At 65.0% G+C, this 22,111-nt stretch carries 21 protein-coding genes; 14 read left to right on the top strand and 7 right to left on the bottom strand.

The annotated features are described in order from the left end of the window. Positions 1-26: 26 nt before the first annotated feature. On the bottom strand, positions 27-1,097 hold the full coding sequence (locus WHZ77_RS24575; RefSeq protein ID WP_375310314.1) for a glycosyltransferase family 4 protein: 1,071 nt from the start codon (positions 1,095-1,097) through the stop codon (positions 27-29). Between the two features lie 269 nt (positions 1,098-1,366). On the opposite strand from WHZ77_RS24575, the gene WHZ77_RS24570 reads away from it, so the two are divergent. Genes WHZ77_RS24570 through WHZ77_RS24555 form a run of 4 tightly spaced genes read left to right on the top strand, consistent with a single transcriptional unit; the run spans position 1,367 to position 7,271 of the window. Beyond that, a complete protein-coding gene (locus WHZ77_RS24570; protein WP_375310313.1) occupies positions 1,367-3,130 on the top strand; it encodes an ABC transporter ATP-binding protein in 1,764 nt (587 codons plus the stop codon). Between the two features lie 56 nt (positions 3,131-3,186). Next, positions 3,187-5,391 (top strand): glycogen debranching N-terminal domain-containing protein, encoded by a 2,205-nt coding sequence (locus tag WHZ77_RS24565; protein ID WP_375310312.1) that lies wholly within the window; start codon positions 3,187-3,189, stop codon positions 5,389-5,391. Between the two features lie 21 nt (positions 5,392-5,412). Continuing rightward, positions 5,413-5,934 (top strand): PRC-barrel domain-containing protein, encoded by a 522-nt coding sequence (locus WHZ77_RS24560; RefSeq protein ID WP_375310311.1) that lies wholly within the window; start codon positions 5,413-5,415, stop codon positions 5,932-5,934. A gap of 23 nt (positions 5,935-5,957) precedes the next feature. Continuing rightward, positions 5,958-7,271 (top strand): MFS transporter, encoded by a 1,314-nt coding sequence (locus tag WHZ77_RS24555; RefSeq protein ID WP_375310310.1) that lies wholly within the window; start codon positions 5,958-5,960, stop codon positions 7,269-7,271. A gap of 35 nt (positions 7,272-7,306) precedes the next feature. Here the strand turns inward: WHZ77_RS24555 and WHZ77_RS24550 are convergent, their stop codons facing one another. The 4 genes from WHZ77_RS24550 to fixL all read right to left on the bottom strand — a co-directional run bounded on the left by WHZ77_RS24550 (position 7,307) and on the right by fixL (position 10,715). After that, positions 7,307-8,005 (bottom strand): helix-turn-helix domain-containing protein, encoded by a 699-nt coding sequence (locus WHZ77_RS24550; protein ID WP_375310309.1) that lies wholly within the window; start codon positions 8,003-8,005, stop codon positions 7,307-7,309. Positions 8,006-8,108: 103 nt separating this feature from the next. Then, entirely contained in the window at positions 8,109-8,495 is a 387-nt protein-coding gene (locus WHZ77_RS24545) for a response regulator (RefSeq protein WP_375310308.1), read from the bottom strand. An 81-nt stretch (positions 8,496-8,576) separates the two neighbouring features. Beyond that, positions 8,577-9,194 (bottom strand): response regulator FixJ, encoded by a 618-nt coding sequence (gene fixJ / locus WHZ77_RS24540; protein ID WP_015687710.1) that lies wholly within the window; start codon positions 9,192-9,194, stop codon positions 8,577-8,579. 3 nt (positions 9,195-9,197) lie between these two features. Further along, entirely contained in the window at positions 9,198-10,715 is a 1,518-nt protein-coding gene (gene fixL / locus WHZ77_RS24535) for a sensor protein FixL (RefSeq protein WP_375310307.1), read from the bottom strand. 208 nt (positions 10,716-10,923) lie between these two features. Between fixL and WHZ77_RS24530 the strand changes: the two genes are divergently transcribed. From WHZ77_RS24530 to ccoS, 10 genes are all read left to right on the top strand, one after another. Continuing rightward, positions 10,924-11,757, top strand: a complete 834-nt coding sequence (locus WHZ77_RS24530) for a universal stress protein (protein WP_375310306.1) — start codon at positions 10,924-10,926, stop codon at positions 11,755-11,757. Positions 11,758-11,791: 34 nt separating this feature from the next. Further along, a complete protein-coding gene (locus WHZ77_RS24525) occupies positions 11,792-12,217 on the top strand; it encodes an HPP family protein (RefSeq protein ID WP_375310305.1) in 426 nt (141 codons plus the stop codon). A 210-nt stretch (positions 12,218-12,427) separates the two neighbouring features. Next, complete coding sequence (gene ccoN / locus WHZ77_RS24520; RefSeq protein WP_375310304.1) at positions 12,428-14,077, top strand: cytochrome-c oxidase, cbb3-type subunit I; 1,650 nt, start codon at positions 12,428-12,430, stop codon at positions 14,075-14,077. A gap of 11 nt (positions 14,078-14,088) precedes the next feature. Further along, on the top strand, positions 14,089-14,823 hold the full coding sequence (ccoO, locus tag WHZ77_RS24515) for a cytochrome-c oxidase, cbb3-type subunit II (protein WP_375310303.1): 735 nt from the start codon (positions 14,089-14,091) through the stop codon (positions 14,821-14,823). Positions 14,824-14,836: 13 nt separating this feature from the next. Beyond that, positions 14,837-15,001 (top strand): CcoQ/FixQ family Cbb3-type cytochrome c oxidase assembly chaperone, encoded by a 165-nt coding sequence (locus WHZ77_RS24510; protein WP_015687703.1) that lies wholly within the window; start codon positions 14,837-14,839, stop codon positions 14,999-15,001. A 6-nt stretch (positions 15,002-15,007) separates the two neighbouring features. Next, the gene (gene ccoP / locus WHZ77_RS24505) at positions 15,008-15,880 is read left to right on the top strand and encodes a cytochrome-c oxidase, cbb3-type subunit III (RefSeq protein ID WP_375310302.1); all 873 of its coding nucleotides are present in this window, start codon (positions 15,008-15,010) and stop codon (positions 15,878-15,880) included. Positions 15,881-15,991: 111 nt separating this feature from the next. Next, a complete protein-coding gene (ccoG, locus tag WHZ77_RS24500) occupies positions 15,992-17,458 on the top strand; it encodes a cytochrome c oxidase accessory protein CcoG (protein WP_375310301.1) in 1,467 nt (488 codons plus the stop codon). A gap of 15 nt (positions 17,459-17,473) precedes the next feature. After that, positions 17,474-17,959, top strand: coding sequence for a FixH family protein (locus tag WHZ77_RS24495; protein WP_375310300.1), 486 nt, complete (start codon positions 17,474-17,476; stop codon positions 17,957-17,959). Positions 17,960-17,970: 11 nt separating this feature from the next. Beyond that, complete coding sequence (locus WHZ77_RS24490) at positions 17,971-20,160, top strand: cation-translocating P-type ATPase (RefSeq protein ID WP_375310299.1); 2,190 nt, start codon at positions 17,971-17,973, stop codon at positions 20,158-20,160. After that, complete coding sequence (gene ccoS / locus WHZ77_RS24485; RefSeq protein WP_015687698.1) at positions 20,160-20,327, top strand: cbb3-type cytochrome oxidase assembly protein CcoS; 168 nt, start codon at positions 20,160-20,162, stop codon at positions 20,325-20,327. The genes WHZ77_RS24490 and ccoS overlap by 1 nt, the downstream gene beginning before the upstream one ends. Here the strand turns inward: ccoS and WHZ77_RS24480 are convergent. Together WHZ77_RS24480 and WHZ77_RS24475 are read right to left on the bottom strand one after the other, a co-directional pair. Beyond that, positions 20,324-21,526, bottom strand: coding sequence for an MFS transporter (locus WHZ77_RS24480; protein WP_375310298.1), 1,203 nt, complete (start codon positions 21,524-21,526; stop codon positions 20,324-20,326). The two genes, ccoS and WHZ77_RS24480, sit on opposite strands and share 4 nt — an antisense overlap. Positions 21,527-21,628: 102 nt before the next feature. Then, positions 21,629-22,108 carry a cupin domain-containing protein gene (locus WHZ77_RS24475; protein WP_375310297.1) on the bottom strand — a complete coding sequence of 160 codons (480 nt, stop codon included), beginning with the start codon at positions 22,106-22,108 and terminating at the stop codon, positions 21,629-21,631. Between the last annotated feature and the right edge of the window lie 3 nt (positions 22,109-22,111).

Below are 22,111 nucleotides of genomic sequence, written 5' to 3'. Positions count from 1 at the left end.
GCCGGGACGACACCGTCTTTTGTCAGCTACTCCGCGCTGCTCACCAGCTTGATCCGCGGCGCTTGCTTCTCGATCAGGCTGCGATAGGCCGCGAGATAATCCAGCGCCATCCGCCGCGCCGTGAACCGCGTTTCGAACTGCTTGCGGACCGCGGCGCGGTCCAGCTGCGGAAGCCGCTTGACAACGCCGGCCGCGCTGATGATGTCCTCGACGATGAAGCCGGTCAGGCCCTCGTCGATGATCTCCGGCACCGAGCCGCGGTTGAAGGCGATCACCGGCGTGCCGCATGCCATGGCTTCGATCATCACCAGGCCGAACGGCTCCGGCCAGTCGATCGGCAGCAGCAGGCCGAGCGCGCCGCTCAGGAAGTCGGACTTTTCGTGGTCGCCGATCTCACCGATGAAGTCCACCAGCGGATTGCCGGCGATCATCGGCTTGATCAGCTCGTCGTAATAATCCTGATCGGCGCGATCGACCTTGGCCGCGATCTTCAGCGGGATGCCACATTGCATCGCGATCTTGATGGCGCGATCGACGCCTTTCTCGGGCGCGATGCGGCCGAGCACGGCGAGATATTCCTGCTTTGCCGGCTTTGGCGTCAGCAAATTCTCCGGCAGGCCGTGGTGGATGGTCCGCACCCAGTTCGCCTGCGGCACCGGACGGCGCTGCGCATTCGAGATCGAGATGACGGGGACCTTGGAGAAGGTGTTGAACACCGGCTGATGCTCGGGAAGATCGAGCCGGCCGTGCAGCGTGGTCAGGAACGGTGTCGGCTGCCGATGGAACAGCGACCATGGGTAATAGTCGAGATGGAAGTGGAGGAAGTCGAACTCCTCGTCGTCACATTTCTGCCGCACGCGCTCCAGCATCACCATGTGCAGCGCATTGGGATCGCGCACGGAACCGTCGAGGCGAAGCGCCCGCGGCCACGTTGCGTCCAGCTTCGCCGATGTCTGTGAATCGCCGCTGGCGAACAGCGTCACGTCGTGTCCAAGGGCCACCAACTCTTCCGTCAACCAGTGCACCACCCGTTCGGTGCCGCCATAGAGCTTGGGTGGAACCGCCTCCGTCAACGGAGCTACCTGCGCGATGCGCATCTCGCCATCTCCTCTGCGATCATGATCGTTAAACACCCAGCCTCGGCACCGGCATGCCAATAGGGGAACGTTCTCGCATGTGCGAAGTTCCTCCTAGTGAACGTTACTTCTTCGACACACAGCGGCGTGGTCGCGATGATGCCATCAGCTCTTCTCACATCGTCCGCATCCGCATGTCGTGATGGTCTTGCCCGGGAACCGAGGCGAAGCGGTCGATGTTCAGTCGATCACTAACAAAATTAGAAACATCACGACGGGGTCGCAGTCACATGGATCATCTTTCTGGATACGCGCGCAGGCCATTTGCCTTTGTCTTGCGCTATCTGCGGCAACATCTGGCCACGCACCTGGTGATCCTGATCGCTGTCGTTGCAGCCGTTGCCTGCTCAGTGGGCACACAATATGGCGTCAAATCGTTGGTCGATGCTCTGTCGGCGGGGCCATCGCATGGTGGCGGCGTATGGCTGGCACTCATTCTGCTTATGTCGCTGATCGCCGCGGACAACTTCCTGTGGCGGATCGCGAGCTGGACAGCGAGCTTTACCTTTGTTCGCGTCACGGGCGATTTGCGCCGTGACATCTTCCGTCATCTGACCGGGCATTCACCAAGCTATTTCTCGGACCGGATGCCGGGCATGTTGACCAGCCGCATTACGGCCACATCGAATGCCGTGTTCACGGTCGAAAACATGTTCGTCTGGAATGTGTTGCCACCGTGCATCGCCACAGTTGCGGCCGTCGCCTTGATTGGAACCGTCAGTCCCTATATGGCGCTTGGCCTGATTGTGATCGCGGGCGGCATGGTGGCCGTCATGTTCCGTCTCGCCGCAGCCGGCAAGCCCCTCCATGACGACTTCGCCGACAAGGCCGCTGTCGTCGACGGCGAGATGATCGACGTCATCAGCAATATGCCGCTGGTCCGCGCCTTCTGCGGCATCGGCCACGAGCACGAGCGGTTCGACGCCACGGTGAACCGGGAACTCACGGCGCGAAGCCGCAGCCTGCGCTATCTGGAGAAACTGCGCCTGCTGCATGCCGCCGTGACCGTGCTGCTGACGATCGCCTTGATGGCCTGGGCGGTCACGCTCTGGCAAAAGGGCGAGGCGACCACCGGCGACGTCGTGCTGGTCTGTACGCTCGGCATCTCGATCCTGAGCGCGACGCGCGACCTTGCCGTGGCGCTGGTCGATGTCACCCAGCATGTCGCGCGCCTGACCGAGGCGATCGCGACGCTGCTGGTGCCGCATGAGCTGCGCGATCATCCGGGGGCGGAGCCGCTGGTCAAGAGCGGCGCGGCGATTGCGTTCAACAATGTCACCTTCGGCTATCCCGGCAACGAGAAGATCTTCGAGCGGTTCAGCCTGCGGCTGCAGCCCGGCCAGCGCGTCGGCCTGGTCGGCCAGTCCGGCGGCGGCAAGTCCACGCTGTTCACGCTGCTCCAGCGCTTCTACGACGTCGACGAGGGCAGCGTTACCGTCGACGGCCAGGACATCTCCATGGTCACCCAGCTCAGCCTGCGGGAAGCCATCTCCGTGGTGCCGCAGGACATCTCGCTGTTCCATCGCTCCATTCGCGAGAACATTCGCTATGGCAGGCCCAATGCGACCGACGACGAGGTGCTGCGCGCGGCGATTGCGGCGCGCTGCGATTTCATCGACAGCCTGCCGGAAGGCCTCGACACCATGGTCGGCGACCGCGGTGTCAAGATGTCCGGCGGCCAGCGCCAGCGAATCGCGATCGCGCGCGCCTTCCTCAAGGACGCGCCGATCCTGTTGCTGGACGAGGCGACTGCCGCGCTCGATAGCGAATCGGAGGAAGCAATCCGCGAGGCGTTGTCGCGCCTGATGCGCGGCCGGACCGTGATCGCGATCGCGCATCGGTTGGCAACGCTGCGGAATTTCGACCGCGTGGTCGTACTGAAGGGTGGTAAGATCATCGAGGACGGCTCGCCCGAGCGTCTGATGCAGGGCCATGGGCCGTATCGTGAGCTGGTCACGCAGGAAATGAGCCGGCTCGCGCAAGCAGCCGCGTAAATCAACAGTCGCATTCGAGTCGTTTGCGTCTCGACACCAGCGCAGGGGAGCAGCCCATGGCGGCCGAAGCCGTAACACAACTCGTCTCGGTGACCCGGACTTCGGAACAGGTCGCCGAGCAGCCTTTCTACATTCCGATGACGGGGCCATCGGCGCGACCGCGGCGCTCGCTCAAGCATGACGATACCTTCATCGTGCTCGACAGCCACGGCGACATCGGCGCCTCCGCCGGCGGGCCCGATGGTTTGTTCAACCATGACACGCGCTACCTCGCGCGGCTCGAGCTCGTGCTGGACGATCTCCAGCCGCTGCTGCTCGGCTCGAATCTGCGCGACGACAATTCGGGGCTGACCGTCGACCTCACCAACCCGGATATCTATCGCGGTGGCAGCCTGGTGCTGCAGAAGGATCTGCTGCACATCGTGCGCACGATCTTCCTGTGGCGCGGAACGGCCTATCAGCGCATCGGCGTGCAGAACCATGGCGATCGGCGCGCCAGCTTCGAACTGACGCTGCTGTTCGGCAATGACTTTGCCGATCTGTTCGAGGTCCGCGGAGAACGACGCTCGCGCCGCGGAACCGGCACGAGCAAGCAGCTTGGGCCGACTGACGTGTTGTTCGAATACCGCGGCCTCGACGATGCCCAGCGCACCACCGGTCTGCATTTCGACCCGCGGCCGACGCGACTGTCGGTGAATGCGGCGACCTGGCAGCTCGAGCTCGATCCGCACGAGTCGAAATCGCTGTTCGTGGCGGCGTCCTGCAACCGGCCGATCGCTGAGAGGCCGGCGCGCTTCTTCAGGGGCCTGCTGGCCCATCGCCGCGAGATGAGGCAATCGACGATGGGGGCGGCCAGCATCGAGACCTCCAACGACATCTTCAACGAGGTGCTGTGTCAGGCCATGGCTGACCTCAATATGCTGATGACGGAGACGCCGCAGGGCCGTTATCCCTATGCCGGTATTCCCTGGTACTCGACGACGTTCGGGCGCGACGGCCTCATCACCGCGCTGCAAATGCTGTGGGTCGACCCGCGCATCGCCAAAGGCGTGTTGCGGCGGCTGGCGCATTTCCAGGCCAAAGAGGTCGATCCGCTGGCCGATGCTGCGCCCGGAAAAATCCTGCACGAGATGCGCGGCGGCGAGATGGCCGCGCTGCGCGAGGTGCCGTTCGCGCAATATTACGGCAGCGTGGACTCGACCGCCTTGTTCGTGCTGCTGGCAGGGCGCTATTTCGAGCGCACCGGCGACGAGAAGACACTCATCGAGCTGTGGCCGGCGATCGAGGCGGGGCTTGCCTGGATCGACGGTCCCGGCGACCCCGATCAGGACGGCTTTGTCGAATATCAGCGCGCGACCGAAAAGGGGCTGGCCAACCAGGGCTGGAAGGACTCCTACGACGCGATCTTCCACGCCGACGGCCAGCTTGCGGAGGGCAATCTCGCGCTGGCGGAGGTGCAAGGTTACGTCTTTGTCGCAAAGCAGCTTGCCGCGCGTTGCGCGTTGCGGCTGGGCAAGCCCGAGCTTGCCAGGAAGCTCGAGGCGGAAGCCAAGTCACTGGCCGAGCGGTTCGAGAAGGCATTCTGGTGCGAGGAGCTCGGCACCTATGCGCTCGCGCTCGATGGCAAGAAGCGGCCCTGCAAGGTGCGGACCTCGAATGCCGGGCAGGTGCTGTTCAGCGGCATGATCCGCGAGGATCGCGCACGTCTGGTCGCCGCCGATCTGATGGGGCCGCATTTCTTCTCGGGCTGGGGCATCCGCACCGTCGCGCAGGGCGAGGTGCGCTACAATCCGATGTCCTATCATGACGGGTCGATCTGGCCGCATGACAACGCGCTGATTGCGCTCGGGCTCGCGCGCTACGGGCTGAAGCATTCGGTCGCGCATGTCTTCAAGGGCCTGTTCGACGCGGCCACTTACATGGACCTGCGGCGGCTGCCGGAATTGTTCTGCGGCTTCCGGCGCGAGAAGCGACGCGGCCCGACGCTCTATCCGGTCGCCTGCGCGCCACAGGCCTGGGCCAGCGCGACGCCGTTCACGCTGCTGGAGGCGGCGCTCGGCATCGAGTTCGACGTCGGCCGCGGCGAGATCCGGTTGCGCAATCCGCATCTGCCGCCGTTCCTGAACGAGGTGATCTTGCGCGATCTGCGCCTCGGCGAGTCCAGCGTGGATCTGCGCGTCAGCCGCCACGGCGACGACGTGGCGCTGGAGGTCTTGCGCACGCGCGGCCAGATCCAGGTGTCGATCGTGCTGGCGCGCTAGCGGCGCCGGCGAGGAGGGTTCATGCGTAGCGCCGGATGGTTGTCCCTGAGCGTCGCGATCGTCGCGGGATTGACGGTCGCGATGTCGCGTGCCGCCGAGGAGCCGCCCGCGGCCTCGAGCGAAGTGAATGCGCCGGCGACGGCGGCGCCGCCGGCCTCGACGGTTCCGGTCACGCCGAAGGACGCCGCGCCGCCGCCGTCGGTGACGATCATCGGCGCCAGCGATGCGCATGGCGTGCTCGGCCGCGACGTGCTCAGCGCGGCGAACGAGGACATGGGCCGGATCGTCGACGTCATCGTCGACCGGAGCGGGCACGTGCGTGCTGCCGTGATCGATTTCGGCGGCTTCCTCGGCGTCGGTAGCCGCAAGATCGTGGTCGACTGGAACGCGATGCGGTTCGGCAAGATTGTCAACAAGAAGGACAGCATCACGCTGGAACTGACGAAGGCGCAGGTCGCGGCCGCGCCGGAGTACAAGGAAGACACGCCGATGGTCGTGCTCGGGGCGTCCGGAAGCCTGCAGCCGCTGCAAGCTGTTCAGTGAGGCGCGGGGAGGGATGGCCGCCGGTGATGTTGTCGAGAAAGCCGAACCATGCAGATCGCGAGAGTCGCGTTGAACAGGACAATTCAGCCGCGCCATCGCCAGCGGGTATTCCGGCCCCGTCGCGCCAGAGCCTGCGCGGTCTCGACTGGTTCATCTTCTTCCTCGCCGACGTGCAGACCGGCTTCGGCCCCTTCATCGCGGTCTATCTCACGACGCAGAAATGGACCCAGGTCGAGATCGGCCTCGTGCTGTCCATCGGCGGCATCGTCGCCCTGATCGGGCAGATGCCGGGCGGTGCGATCATCGACGCGGCGAAATCCGAGCGGCTGGTCGCCGGACTTGCGATCGCCGCCATCGGCTGCTGCGCGCTGGCCTATGCGGCGATGCCGATCTTCCCGGTGGTGATGGCCGCGGCCACGCTGCATGCGGCGGCGAGCTGCGTGCTCGGGCCGGCGATCGCGGCGATCAGTCTCGGCCTCGTCGGGCCAATGGCGATCGGCGAGCGGCTCGGCCGTAACGCCCGGTTCGCCTCCCTCGGCAACGGCGTCGCGGCGGCGGTGATGGGCACGGCAGGTTACCTGCTGTCGAGCCGCTCGGTGTTCCTGGTCACCTTCCTGCTTGCGATCCCGACCCTGATCGCGCTGTCACGTATTCGCGAGGAGGAGGTCGATATCGCGCGTTGTCACGGCGAGATGCCGCGCGAGGCCAGGGATCGCGGTGACACCAATATCTGGCACCTGATCCGGCAGAGGCCGCTGATCGTCTTTGCTCTGAGCGTCCTGCTGTTGCAACTCGCGAACGCCGCGATGATGCCGCTGATGGCGAGCGCGGTGACGGCGCGGTCGAGCCAATGGGCGACGGTCCTCGTCGCCTTCTGCATCGTCGTGCCGCAGGCCATCGTGGCGCTGCTGTCGCCGACCGTCGGACGCAAGGCGCAGGCATGGGGCAGGCGGCCATTGCTGTTGATCGGGTTCGCCGCGCTGACGATCCGCGGCCTGCTGTTCGCGACGGTGCGGGATCCCTATCTGCTGGTCGCGGTGCAGGTGTTCGACGGCATCACGGCGGCGGTGTTCGCGGTGATGATTCCGCTGATCGTGGCCGACGTCGCCTTCGGCAGCGGGCACTTCAACCTTGCGCAGGGCATCGTCGGCACCGCGACCGGCATCGGTGCGTCGCTGAGCACGGCGCTCGGCGGCTATGTCAGCGACAGGTTCGGCAATGCCACGGCGTTCATCGGACTTTCCGGCGTCGCCGCGACCGGGCTTCTGCTGATCCTGCTGGTGATGCCGGAGACCCGGCGCATGGGCATGATCGCCGCAAAAGAAATGGCCGGCTGAACGAATTCAGCCGGCCATAAGTGGGGGAGGAAAGATCAGGCGTCGAGATTGTGCAGGCGGGCGCGATTGCGCAGCACGATCTGGCGGGCACCGGAGAAGCCGAGAATGCCCTGGGCGTGAAGCTGGGACAGCGCGCGCGACACGGTCTCGAGCGTGAGGCCGAGATAGTCGCCGATGTCGCGGCGGCACATCGGCAGCGCCATCATGCCGGCAACGGCGAGGCGGCGGTCCATTTCGAGCAGGAAGGTCGCGACACGCTCCATCGCGGTCTTGCGGCCCAGCAGCAGCATGTGGTCTTCGGCGTGGCGAAGCTCGCCGGCGGTCATGGCCCAGAGCTTGCGGGCAACCTGCACGTCGGTGCCGGCGGCCTTTTCGAGGCTGGCTCGCTTCACGAGGCGCACGGTGGTGTCGATGATGGCTTCAGCGGCAAGACGGTGGGCGGGGCCGGACTCGAGGCCGAACACGTCACCGGGAAGGTGGAAGGAGCCGATCTGGCGGCGGCCGTCGGAGAGGAGCTTGTAGCTACGGACGGCACCGGTGACGACCTGGTAGACGTATTCGGACGGCTCATCCTCGCCGTAAATCTCCTCTTCCTTGCGGTAGGAGAACTCGGTGGCGACGACGCCGATATGGCCCGCGATTGCGCCGAATTGGTCCGAGACGGGATGGGCGGGAGCAATTTTGCCACCGATCTGGGTGTTGATCGCCTGGGTGTTGAGCGTCTGGGTCAGCATCTGCGCCATCTCCGTTGTGATGGCGCTTTGGTACGCGGTATCGGGCGGCCGGAAAATTTCGCGAGATATCTTAAGGGGGTTTACCTACGTAGAATCCCGTAGGTCAGTGCCCGGCCCTGTCCTGGATGACATGGCGGATGCGCTTGACCAGGTTCTCGTCGAGAAGCGGCTTCAAAACCACGTCTTTGACCCCCGCAGCCGCCGCACGGGCCGAGATATTGCCGTCCGGATAGCCGGTGATCAGGATCACCGGGGTCTCACCGTCGGACTGGCGCAGGCGGCCGGCGAGTTCGAGGCCGTTGATGTCGGGCATCTTGTAGTCGATGACGTAGCAATCCGCGCCGTGCGCGCCGCTCGCATTGAGCAGCGCCGTGGCATTCCTGAAGGTCCGCACGGCAAAGCCGTCGGTTTCAAGCAGGAAGCGCAGAGATCCCAGGACGGCGTCATCGTCATCGACCACGTAAATTGTGGGCTTTGAGGATGGCGCCATCGGGAGCTGCCCAGGAAATGAGCTGATCTCAATCATGTCTGATCAGCTAGCACGGGCGGCGAGAACGCATCTTGACTTGCCTCAATCCTTCAGCATGCCGGCGCGCATCGCCAGCCGCACCAGCTCCGAGAGGCTGTTGGCCTGCATCTTGGTCATCACATTGGCCCGGTAGACCTCGATGGTGCGCGGGCTGATGTCGTATTCCCGGGCGATCAGCTTGTTGGAGAGGCCCGCGATCAGCCCCTCCATCACCTGGCGCTCCCTGGGGCTCAAGGAGGCGACCCGGGCTGCGATGTCCTGGGCAATGGATTCGCTCTTGGCCGCCGGCTCGGCCTGGCGGATCGCGGATTCGATCATGGTGACGAGGCGGTCGTCCTCGAAAGGTTTTTCCAGAAAGTCGAGGGCGCCCAGCTTCATGGCCTCGACCGCGAGCGGCACGTCGCCATGACCGGTCATGATCAGGATCGGAAACGGGCTGTGCTGCGTCTTCATGCGCTTCAGCAGCTCGATCCCGTCGATGCCCGGCATGCGCACGTCGGAGACGACGCAGCCGAAGGCGAGGCCGGGCAGGGCGTCGAGGAAGCTCTGCGCATTGTCGAACAGCGTGACGCCGAAGCCGGAGGAATCCAGCAGGAAGTTCAGCGAATCCCGCATCGCCTCGTCGTCGTCGATGACGTAGATATGTCCCTTGGTCGTCATGGATCAGGTCTCGTCGGCTGCCGGCAGGGTGAAGCGGAATGTCGCCCCGCCCGATGCGTTGCTCTCGGCCCACATCCGGCCGCCGTGAGCTTCGATGATCGAGCGGCTGATGGACAATCCCACGCCCATGCCGGTGTCCTTGGTGGTGAAGAAAGTCTGAAACAGGTTTGGCATGACGTCGTCCTGGAAGCCGGAGCCGGTGTCGGACACCTCCACCTCGATCATGTCGTCCCCTACGCGGGTGTTGGCGACGACGAGCTCGCGCCGCTGCGATTGCGCCATCGCTTCCAGTGCGTTGCGGAACAGGTTGACCAGCACCTGCTGGATCTGCACCCGGTCGGCAAGCACGAGATCGGCATCCGGATCGAGGCTGAAACGGAGTTGAACGCTCTGCTCGCGCGCGCCGGCAAGGCCGAGGGCGCCGGCTTCCTCGATCAGCTTCGACAGGCTCTCGACCCGCTTCTCGGATTCCCCGCGCGCAACGAAATCGCGCAGCCGCCGGATGATCTGGCCGGCGCGCACGGCCTGCTCGGCGGCGCGATCCATGGCGCTCTCGATCTTGGCGATGTTCGGATCAGTGCTGCCGGACAGCAACCGCCGCGACCCCTTCATGTAGTTGCTGATCGCGGCCAGCGGCTGGTTGAGCTCGTGGGCGAGCGCGGACGCCATCTCGCCCATGGCGCTCAGCCTGGAGACGTGGACCAGCTCCGACTGCAGCTCCTGGAGCCGCGCCTGGGTCTGCTGATGCTCGGTCAGATCGCGGACGAAGCCGGTGAAATAGGGCTCGCCGCCGGACTGCATCTCGCCGATCGACAGGTGCATCGGAAAGGTGGTCCCGTCGCGGCGTCTGCCGGTCACGATGCGGCCGATGCCGATGATGTGCGGATCGTGGGTGACGCGGTAGCGCGCGATGTAGCCGTCGTGACGGGAGCGGTCGGGCTCCGGCATCAGAATGCTGACGTTCTGGCCGATCGCCTCGTGCTCGGGCCAGCCGAACAGACGCTCGGCGGCGGTGCTGAACAGCTGGATCACGCCCCGGCCGTCGATGACGATCATGGCGTCCGGAATGGTTTGGAGGATCGAGCGCAGGTGCGATTCGCGGGTGCGCAGTGCCTCCTCGACCTGCTTCTCCTCGTCGATGTCGAGGAAAATGCCGCTGAGGTGACAGGCGGCGCCGGCCTCGTCCCGAATAAGACCGGCCCGGGCGCGAATCCACTTTCCCCTGCCGTGGCCGCCTGCGACCCTGAAGGACACGTCAAAACTGCCGCCATGCTCGCAGACGCGCTTGATCGCGCGCTCGACCCACTCGCGGTCGTTGGGCTCGAGGCGCGCCAGGAACAGCTCGTAGCTGTCCGGCTCGTCCGGCTCGACGCCAAACAGGGCCCTGGACGTGTCGGACCATTCCAATTCCATCGTCCTGAGATCGAGATCCCAGGTGCCGACGCCAAACCCCTCGATTCGAACGCGGAAATGCTCGCCCAGACCGTCATCATTCGGATGTGTAACGCGGTTCGGCGACAAGCGGTGGCTCCCGTCTTCATGCGGTGGCCCGGATGCCGTTACCGCTGACGCAATGTCGCCCAAGGCCGGGCCTGAGGCAAGTTCGGATGTCGTATTCCATCGGCGGAGGCCCCCGCCGCACGGTGCCCGGGGCGTTTGATCTATCTCATCCTGCGGAGCGTCGACAGGGCTACAGTTTCATGGAAGCGTAATGCCCCGGAGAGTTTCAATGACATATGCGACCGTGATGGTCAGCCTGGCGCTCGATCAGCCCAACGATTCGCGTCTACTGGTCGCAGGCGAGCTTGCCGAGCGATTCGAGGCGGCTATCGTCGGGGTCGCCGCGGCGCAGTTCGCGCCGCCGCTGTATTTCACCGATGGTGCCGCGGCTCAGGGACTGATCGACCGGGAGGAAGCCTCCATCAAGAGGCGCCTGGCCGAACTGGAGGCGCAATTCCGTACCGCGATCAAAAATCGCGGCGGCCATGTGGAATGGCGCAGTGCCATGGATTTCCCGGAACGGTTTACGCTCACCCAGGCGCGTTGCGCCGACATCATCGTCAGCGGCGGGCAGAGCCCGGCCTTCTCCGACGCATTCGCGCTCGCGAGCCCCAAGGATCTGGTGATGCAGTCCGGCCGGCCGATCCTGGTCGTGCCCGACGGCGTCAACTGGCTCGATCTGCGCAGTGCCCTCGTGGCGTGGAAGGATACGCCGGAGGCGCGGCGGGCACTGGCCGACGCGCTGCCGATGCTGCGCAAGGCAAGGGATGTCGCCGTCGTCGCGATTCCCGAGGGCGACGACGACCGTCCCGTCGCCGTCGCCGGTGTGACCGACGTGACGGCTTGGCTTGCCCGCCACGGCGTTACCGCGACCGCGCGCGTTTGCGAGGCGGCCCGGAACGAAACCGTCGCCGGGCAATTGGAGAAAGTTGCCGGCGATGTCGGCGCAAGCCTGATCGTTGCCGGTGCCTATGGTCATTCGCGCTTCCGCGAAATGATTCTCGGCGGTGTTACCCAATATCTGGTCACGCAATCCGCCCGCTGCGTGCTGCTGTCGCACTGACGGCCGGCTGGAAGCGAATCGAAGAGGACGCGCCGTGTACAAGTTTCTCGAGCAGACCGTCGACGGTTACATGACGCGCAACGTCAAGACGGTTCAGCGCGACCTCGACATGCTCGCGCTCAGCGAGATGTTCGAGGACGACGATTTCAACAGCTACCCGGTCGAGGACGACGGGCAGGTGGTCGGCATCGTCACCAAATTCGACATCCTGAATTGCTTCGCCTTCACGCCGAGCCAGATGCTGCCGCGCTATCCCGACCTGATGGGCCGCAAGGTCGGCGACGTCATGACGCCGGAGTTCATCTATGTCAGCCCCGACACGAGGTTGACGCGGGTGCTCCAGATCATGGTCGAGCACCGCATCAGGAGCATCATCGTGCTCGACGGCGCGCAGAAACTGGTCGGAATCATCGCCCGCGAGGACGTCATCTCGGCGCTGAAGGCGACGGCGCGCGACTGACGAATCATCCCTGGATCCTGCGACCGGGGCCTCCGTGTTTCCACGGAGGCGACGCCTTGCCGCGCGCGTAGTGCGCGGTGCAAGCGATTGATATCGTTTTCCGATCTTCTCGCCCTCGCATTAACAGAAATCCATCTGTCTTGATTTCAATCAATTCCCCGCGAGGGTGAATGTGGTTTCTGGCCCCGTGTTCTTTCAGAGAGAATCCGCATGAGCCAGCCCTCCATCTCAAAATCCATGACCATCGGTGAAAGCGGCCTGGCTGTCGTGTTCGCAGTCACCGCCTTCCTTTGCGTGATCGCCGCAGCCAAGGCGCTGGACGCGCCCTTTGCCTTCCACGCCGCGCTCGGCGCGGCGGCAAGCATCGCTGCGGTGTTCTTCGTCATCAATAATTACTACGACCGCCCGGCGGTGCTGCCGCCCGCGGAGATCAATGGCCGGCCCAACTACAACATGGGGCCAATCAAGTTTTCGTCCTTCATGGCGATGTTCTGGGGCATTGCCGGCTTCCTGGTCGGCCTCATCATCGCCTCGCAGTTGGCCTGGCCCGCGCTGAACTTCGATCTACCCTGGATCCAGTTCGGACGGTTGCGGCCGCTGCACACGTCGGCGGTGATCTTCGCCTTCGGCGGCAACGTCCTGATCGCGACATCTTTCTACGTGGTGCAGAAGAGCTGCCATGTGCGGCTTGCGGGTTATCTGGCGCCCTGGTTCGTCGTGCTCGGCTACAATTTCTTCATCCTGATCGCCGGCACCGGCTATCTGCTCGGCGTGACGCAGTCCAAGGAATATGCCGAGCCGGAATGGTATGCCGACCTCTGGCTGACCATCGTCTGGGTGACCTATCTGCTCGTATTCCTTGTGACCATCATCAAGCGCAAGGAGCCGCACATCTTCGTCGCGAACTGGTTCTATCTCGCCTTCATCGTGACGATCGCGGTCCTGCATCTCGGCAACAATCCGGCGCTTCCCGTTTCGGTGTTCGGCTCGAAGTCCTACATCGCCTGGGGCGGCATCCAGGACGCCATGTTCCAGTGGTGGTACGGCCACAACGCGGTCGGCTTCTTCCTGACCGCCGGCTTCCTCGCCATCATGTACTATTTCATCCCCAAGCGCGCGGAGCGGCCGGTCTATTCCTACCGGCTGTCGATCATCCACTTCTGGGCGCTGATCTTCCTCTACATCTGGGCGGGTCCCCACCATCTGCACTACACGGCGCTGCCTGACTGGACGCAGACGCTCGGCATGACCTTCTCGATCATGCTGTGGATGCCCTCCTGGGGCGGCATGATCAACGGCCTGATGACGCTGTCGGGCGCCTGGGACAAGCTGCGCACCGACCCCGTGCTGCGCATGTTGGTCGTCTCCGTCGCCTTCTACGGCATGTCGACCTTCGAAGGCCCGATGATGTCGATCAAGGTGGTCAACTCGCTCAGCCACTACACCGACTGGACCATCGGCCACGTGCATTCCGGCGCGCTCGGTTGGGTCGGCTTCGTCTCCTTTGGCGCGCTGTACTGCCTGGTGCCGTGGGTCTGGAATCGCAAGGGGCTCTACAGCCTCAAGCTCGTCAACTGGCACTTCTGGATCGCCACCCTCGGCATCGTTCTCTACATCTCCGCGATGTGGGTGTCCGGCATCCTCCAGGGCCTGATGTGGCGCGCCTACACCTCGCTCGGCTTCCTCGAATATTCCTTCATCGAGACCGTCGAGGCGATGCACCCCTTCTACATCATCCGCGCCGCCGGCGGCGGGCTGTTCCTGATCGGCGCGCTGATCATGGCCTATAATCTCTGGATGACCGTTCGCGTCGGCGAAGCGGAAGTCCAGATGCCCGTCGCTCTTCAGCCGGCGGAATGAGGAGCTCCACAATGTCGTTCTGGACACGCCACCAAATCTTCGAAAAGAACTCGATCATCCTGGTCGTCGGCATCCTGCTGGTGATCGCGATCGGCGGTCTCGTCGAGATCACCCCGCTGTTCTATCTCAAGAGCACGATCGAGGTGGTCGACGGGGTCAGGCCCTACACGCCGCTGGAACTCGCCGGACGCAACGTCTACGTCCGCGAGGGCTGCTATCTCTGCCATTCGCAGATGATCCGGCCCCTCCGCGACGAGGTCGAGCGCTACGGCCACTTCTCGCTCGCCGCCGAGAGCATGTTCGACCACCCGTTCCAGTGGGGCTCGAAGCGCACCGGTCCCGACCTTGCCCGCGTCGGCGCCAAATATTCCGACGACTGGCACGTCACCCATCTGACCAACCCGCGCGCGATCGTGCCGCAATCGGTGATGCCGGGCTATCCCTTCCTGGCTCAGACGGAAGTCGATCCGGATACGATCGCCGATCACATGCGGACGCTGCGGACGGTCGGCGTGCCCTATACCGACGACCAGATCGCCAACGCGGGCGCCGACATGAAGGCCCAGGCCGATCCGGACAACGCTGGCTCCGACGCCTTCACCAAGCGCTACGCCAAGGCCGTCGTGCGCAACTTCGACGGCAAGACCGGGACGCCGACCGAGATGGACGCACTGATCGCGTACCTGCAGATGCTCGGCACCCTGGTCGACTTCAAGATCTACAACGAGAAAGCCAATCTTCGCTGAGAAGGCACGAACGATGAAAGCCATCCTGACACTCGACAATCTCGCGTCCGGTCTCGTGACCACGATCTGGACGCCGGTGTTCGTCGCGATCTTTCTCGCGATCATCGCCTACGCATTCTGGCCCCGTAACAAGGCTGCCTTCGACGAAGCAGCACACCTGCCGTTGCGGGAGGAGTAAGAGATCATGACCGACCATAGCGAAATCGATCCCGTCACGGGCAGGGCCACGACCGGGCATGAGTGGGACGGCATCAAGGAGCTCAACACGCCGCTGCCGCGCTGGTGGGTGATCTGCTTCTACCTCACCATCGTCTGGGCCGTCGGCTACTGGATCGTCTACCCGGCCTGGCCGCTGATCTCCAGCAATACCACCGGCCTGTTCGGCTATTCGTCGCGCGCCGACGTCGCCGTCGAGCTCGCCAACCTCGACAAGATCAGGGGCGACAAGATGGTGGCTCTCGGTGCCGCCTCGCTCGCCGACATCGAGAAGGACCCGGCCTTGCTGGCGCTCGCCCGCGCCAAGGGCAAGACCGTGTTCGGCGACAATTGCGCGCCGTGCCACGGCTCCGGCGCCGCCGGTGCCAAGGGCTACCCGAACCTGAACGACGATGACTGGCTGTGGGGCGGCACGCTCGACCAGATCATGCAGACCATCCAGTTCGGCGCGCGCTCGGGTCATGCCAAGACGCATGAGGGCCAGATGCTCGCCTTCGGCAAGGACGGCGTGCTGAAGCCGGACGAGATCGTCACGGTCGCCAACTATGTCCGCGCCTTGTCGGGCCTTCCGACCCGCAAGGGCTATGACGCGGCAAAGGGCGAGAAGATCTTCGCGGAGAACTGCGTCGCCTGCCACGGCGACGGCGGCAAGGGCAACCAGGAGATGGGCGCGCCGAACCTGACCGACAAAATCTGGCTTTACGGCTCGGACGAGGCGACCCTGATCGAGACCATCAGCCAGGGTCGCGCCGGCGTCATGCCGGCCTGGGAAGGGCGGCTCGACCCCGCCACGATCAAGGCGATGGCGGTCTACGTCCACTCGCTGGGCGGTGGAAAATAGCCGACTGGTCACAAGCGGGGGCGAACAAAACCGCCCCCGTTTGAGCTGGATCAACTGACGCGGCGGTGTCGGGTCTAGGTTTAATCGCACCTTTTCGAGAAGTTCCAGGCGATGAACAAGACCGTGAACCCCAAAGACCTCGCATCCGACGACGACAACGGGCCACTCTACGTGGCCCACAAGAAGGTTTATCCCCAGAGCGTCTCGGGGACCTTCCGCCGGATCAAATGGGCCCTGATGGCGGTCTGCCTCGGCATCTACTACTTCCTGCCTTTCGTGCGCTGGAACCGCGGCCTCGGCGCGCCCAGCCAGGCGGTGCTGATCGATCTCCCCAACAGCCGCTTCTATTTCTTCTTCATCGAGCTATGGCCGCAGGAGATCTACTACTTCACCGGCCTCCTGATCGTGGCGGCGGTTGCGCTGTTCCTGATGAACTCGGTCGGCGGCCGCATCTGGTGCGGCTACCTCTGCCCGCAGACGGTGTGGACCGATGTGTTCTACGCCGTCGAGCGTCTGGTCGAAGGCGACCGGCGCGAGCGGATGAAGAAGGACAAGTCGTCCGACCCGATGAACCTCGAGCGGATTTCCGAGATCGTGCTCAAGCATTCGATCTGGCTCATGATCGCCTGGTGGACCGGTGGCGCCTGGGTGCTCTATTTCTATGACGCGCCGACGCTGGTGAAGGACCTCGTCACCTTTCAGGGGCCGATGATCGCCTATATCTGGATCGGCATCCTCACCGCGACCACCTATCTGCTCGCCGGCTACATGCGCGAGCAGGTCTGCACCTACATGTGTCCCTGGCCGCGGATCCAGGCCGCGCTCACCGACGAATGGGCGCTCAACGTCACCTACCGCTACGACCGCGGCGAGAAGCGCACCTCGGTCAAGAAGGCGGCCGAGTTGCGCGCGCACGGCGAACAGGTGGGCGATTGCGTCGACTGCTTTCAATGCGTCGCGGTCTGTCCGACCGGCATCGACATCCGCAACGGGCCGCAGCTCGAATGCATCCAGTGCGGGCTCTGCATCGACGCCTGCGACAACGTGATGACGAAGATCGGCCGGCCGAAGCGGCTGATCGGCTACGACAACGACATCAACATCCACCGCCGCCAGGAAGGCAAGGCACCGGTCTACAAGATCGTGCGCGCTCGAACCGTGGCCTACAGCGCGATCATTGCGGCCGTCGGCGGTTTCATGGTCTATACGCTCGCAACCCGCAGCTTGCTCGACGTCAACGTGCTGCACGATCGCAACCCGGTCGCGGTCAAGCTCAGCGACGGCTCGATCCGCAATGCCTATACGGTGCGGCTGCTCAACAAGAGCGGCTACGACCGCGTCATCGCGATCGACGCCAGCGGTCCCGCCAATTTGACCATCCACGTCGTCGGCGCCGATTCGGTGACGCCGGATCGGCCGATGATCGTCATCCCCCGCGATTCCACCAGCGAACTGCGCCTGCTCGTCACCGCGCCGGCGGAGAGCAATCCGGAGAAGTCGATTCCGGTTCGCTTCCACGTCACCGATATCGGCCTTGGCGAAGCTGCCAGCGCCACCGACAATTTCGTCGCGCCGTAGGACCAGGAGACTGCCATGGCAACCAAGCCGCTGACCGGAACCAAGGTGTTCCTGATGCTGGTCGCCTTCTTCGGCGTCGTGATCGGCGTCAACGTGACCATGATGAAGCTCGCGATCGCGACGCTGCCCGGCACCGATGTCGACAGTCCCTATGCCGCAGGTCTCGCCTATGACCGCGAGATCTCGGCGGCGCAGGACCAGGCTGCGCGCAAATGGCAGGTCAGTGCCCATATCGAGCGCCGCACCGACGGCGGCGCCGCGCTTCAGGTCGACGCGCGCGATGCCAGCGGCCGGCCGGTGACCGGCTTGAAATTCGGTGGCCGCCTGGAACGGCCGACCGACAAGCGCGCCGATCTCCAGGTCGAGCTCTCCGAAGCCGGCATCGGCATCTATCGCGGCAATGCCGCTGCCGTCGCGCCCGGCCAGTGGGATCTGGTGATCGAGGGCGAGGCGCGCGGGACGCGCGTGTTCATGTCGCGCAACCGCGTGATCCTGAACTGAAGGACATCGTTATGCACGTCACGCGGGATTTTTCGCATTACGTCCGCGCCGCGGGCGAGGGCGTCCAGCACATCGATCTCGCGGTCGAGGGCGTTCACTGCGCCGGCTGCATGGCCAAGATCGAGCGCGGACTGTCGGCGATGCCCGATGTCACGCTGGCGCGCGTGAACCTCACCGACCGCCGCGTCGCGCTGGAATGGAAGGCGGGCACGCTCGATCCGGCTCGCTTCATCGACCGCCTCGAGGAACTCGGCTACAAGGCCTATCCCTACGAGACCGAAAGCGCGGAAGTGGCCGAGGTTGCCGAGTCGCGCTTCCTGCTGCGCTGCCTCGGCGTCGCCGCGTTCGCCACCATGAACGTGATGATGCTGTCGATCCCGGTATGGTCGGGCAACGTCTCGGACATGCTGCCGGAACAGCGCGACTTCTTCCACTGGCTCTCGGCGCTGATCGCGTTGCCGGCGGCGGCCTATGCCGGCCAGCCGTTCTTCCGTTCGGCCTGGCGCGCGCTGTCGGCGAAGACGACCAACATGGACGTGCCGATCTCGATCGGCGTGATCCTCGCACTCGGCATGTCGGTGGTCGAGACCATCCACCACGCCGAGCACGCCTATTTCGATGCGGCGATCATGCTGCTGACGTTCCTGCTGGTCGGTCGCTTCCTCGACCAGAACATGCGGCGGCGGACGCGGGCGGTTGCCGGCAATCTCGCCGCGCTCAAGGCCGAGACCGCGGCTAAGTTCGTCGGGCCTGACGAGATCTCTCAAGTGCCGGTCGCCGCAATCCATCCCGGCGACATCGTGCTGCTGCGGCCCGGCGAGCGCTGCGCGGTCGACGGCACGGTGATCGAGGGGCGTTCCGAGATCGACCAAAGCCTGATCACGGGCGAGACGCTCTACGTCACCGCGGAGCAGGGCACGCCGGTCTATGCCGGATCGATGAACATCTCCGGCACGCTACGGGTGCGGGTCTCGGCGGCGTCGGAGGCGACGCTGCTCGCCGAGATCACGCGGCTGCTCGACAATGCGCTGCAGGCGCGCTCGCGCTACATGCGGCTCGCCGATCGCGCCTCGCGGCTCTACGCGCCGGTGGTGCATGCGACCGCGCTCATCACCATTCTCGGCTGGGTCATCGCCGGTGCGTCCTGGCACGATGCGATCGTGACCGGCGTTGCCGTGCTGATCATCACCTGTCCCTGCGCGCTCGGCCTTGCCATCCCGACCGTGCAGACGATCGCCTCGGGGGCGATGTTCAAGTCCGGCGTGCTGCTCAATTCTGGCGATGCCATCGAGCGCCTCGCCGAAGCCGATCACGTCATCTTCGACAAGACCGGCACGCTGACGCTGCCGAATCTCGAAGTCACGAACGCGGCCGGCATTCCCGCCGGCATCTTCGATCTCGCCGGCCGGCTCGCGCTGTCGAGCCATCATCCGGTGGCCGCCGCGGTCGCGAAGGCCGCCGGCGCGAAATCGCCTGTTGTCGGTGCCGTCGAAGAGGCCGGGCAAGGCGTGCGCGCAACTCTGGACGGCGTCGAGATCCGTCTCGGTCGGCCGTCCTTCTGCGGCGCGGAGGCGTTGGTCAGCGGCGCCAATCTCGATCCCGAAGCCTCGATCGTCGCCTTCAGCAAGGGGCCCGAAAAATTCATCCTGTCGGTGCGTCAGGGCCTGCGGCCGGACGCGCAGGCCGTGATTGCGGCGCTGAAGGCGCGCAACATCGGTGTCGAGATTCTCTCCGGAGACCGCGAGCCGGCGGTGAAGGCGGCAGCGCATGCGCTCGGCGTTCCCGAATGGCGCGCAGGCGTGACGCCCGCCGACAAGATCGCGCGGATCGAGGAGTTGAAGCAGCGCGGCGCGAAGGTGCTGATGGTCGGAGACGGCATGAACGACGCGCCTTCGCTGGCGGCGGCCCATGTCTCGATGTCGCCGATCTCGGCCGCGCATCTCAGCCAGGCCACCGCCGATCTGGTCTTCCTCGGCCGGCCGCTGGCCCCCGTCGTCGCGGCCATCGACGCTTCGCGCAAGGCGCTGCATCTGATGCGGCAGAACCTCTGGCTCGCGATCGGCTATAATGTCCTCGCCGTGCCGGTCGCCATCAGCGGCGTGGTGACGCCCCTGATCGCCGCCGCCGCGATGAGCGGCTCCTCGATCCTGGTCATGTTGAATTCGCTGCGGGCTCGCAGCCGCGCGCGGGAGATCGTGTGATGGAAATCCTGGTCATCCTGGTCCCGCTCGCGCTGATGCTCGGTCTTGCCGGCCTTGCCGCCTTCCTCTGGTCGCTCCGCAGCGGCCAGTACGACGATCTCGACGGCGCCGCCTGGCGTGCCATCGCCGACGACGAGCCGCCGCAGGAAGCGCCGGTCAAGCGTTAACGCTTCAAATTGAGCGTGAGCAGGGCTGCGGCCGCGAGGGCTGCGCCGATGCCGGCGATGCAGACGGACCAGCCGAAGGCATCGAACAGACGTCCGAGCACGGCCGTGCCGACGAGCCCACCACAGAAATAGCAGGCGAGATAGATGCCGCTGGCCGTGCCGCGGTTTCCGGCGGAGGCCTGTCCGACGAAGCCTGTGGCCGCGGCTTGCGCGAAAAAGGTCCCGACGCCGACCAGGACCATGCCAATGAGTACCGCGCCGAGATGCGATGCCAGCAAGAGCGGCAGGCCCAGTCCGGCGACAGCGAGCGAGCCCCAGATCGTCGGCCGCGTTCCGAGGCGCGAGGCCACCTTGCCGGCCAGCAAGGTCGTGACCACCGACGGCAGGAAAACGAAATAGACGAGGCCGAGGTCCATCATGCCGAGCGACAGCGGCGGCCGGACCAGCACGAAATTGACGAATGTGAAGGTGCCGATGAAGGCGAACAGGATGCAGAAGCCGATGCCGAAGGCGGCGCAGAGCTGCGGATTGCGCCAGTGCGTGATCGTGTCGGTCAGCGGCGATTCCGCCGGCATCACCGTATGCATCGGCGGCACGCGCTTGACGGTGAAATAGACCAGTGCCGCGCCGGCCAGATTGAGGCCCGCAAAGACATGGAAATTCCAGGCGAGGCCAAGGCTGTCGGCGACCGCCGCCGAGACCAGCCGGCCAACGAGGTTGCTGGCGACGTTGCCGGTGATGTAGGCGGCAAACGCGCTGCCGGCGTCCATGGCGCTGCATTGCTCGCCGAGATAGGCGAGGGTAAGCGCGAAGGCGGACGCCATGCACAGGCCCTGCGCCACCCGCAAGGCGGTGAAGACCGCGAGGTCCGGCGCCGACGCCAGCAGGCTGGTGGGGATCGCCAGAAGCGTCAGGCTGAGCAGGATGCCGGTCCGCCGGTTGATGCGCGGGCTGAAGAAGCCGACGACAAGGCTGGCTGTCGCCATGCCGAAGGTGCTGGCGTTGACGGCAAAACCCATCGCGGCCGGCGTGACGCCATAGTGGCGCGTCAGCGAAGGCAGGATCGCCTGCGTCGCGAACAGGTCGACGATGGTCAGGAATGCGGTGAGGCCGATCACGAGCGAGCGCCGCGCGACGCCCGGGGAATGCCCGTCCATCGTCATCGCGCCCTGCCTGACGGTTGCGGAAAGATCGGTCATGACGTGCTTCTCCTGTGAGCGATGTGGCGCCCGGCATGCGGGCGGCATGGGGATCCCGGGCACCACATCCAGTCACGCGTGCACTGGGGCCACGTGCGCGCGTCACATGTGGTGGTCGTTGGGGTCCTTGCGGACGTCGCCGACATAGAGAATGACCGTCTCCTTGCCGAGATTCTTCCACCAGTGCGAAGTGCCGAACGTTTCGGGACGGAGGTCGCCGGCTTTGTGCACGATCGGGTCGACGCAGTTGGAGGCGTATTCGACGATCTCGCCCTGCTGCACGAAGATCAGCGCCGGGCGGTCGTCATGGCTGTGCCAGGGCACGATGCCGCCGGGCTCGATGGTCAGCTTGCGGAAGCGCAACTCGCGGCCTTCGATATGCGCCGGCTGCTTGCCGAGGTCGATCGCGCCGAGCGTGGTGTCGGTGACGCCGACCGGCTTGTAGTCCACCATCTGCCGCGCGTTCGGCTTGATCTTGTTGGCCGGGCAGTCGCCGGCGAGGACCGGCGTTGCAAACGCCAGCGCGCCGAGAACCGCAAGGCCCGTCCAAACCACGCGCGACAATATGTGGTGCCTAGACATGGA

It is taken from the genome of Bradyrhizobium sp. A5 (assembly GCF_042076515.1).
GTDB lineage: Bacteria > Pseudomonadota > Alphaproteobacteria > Rhizobiales > Xanthobacteraceae > Bradyrhizobium > Bradyrhizobium cosmicum.
This window is presented reverse-complemented; position numbering and strand designations above follow the sequence as displayed.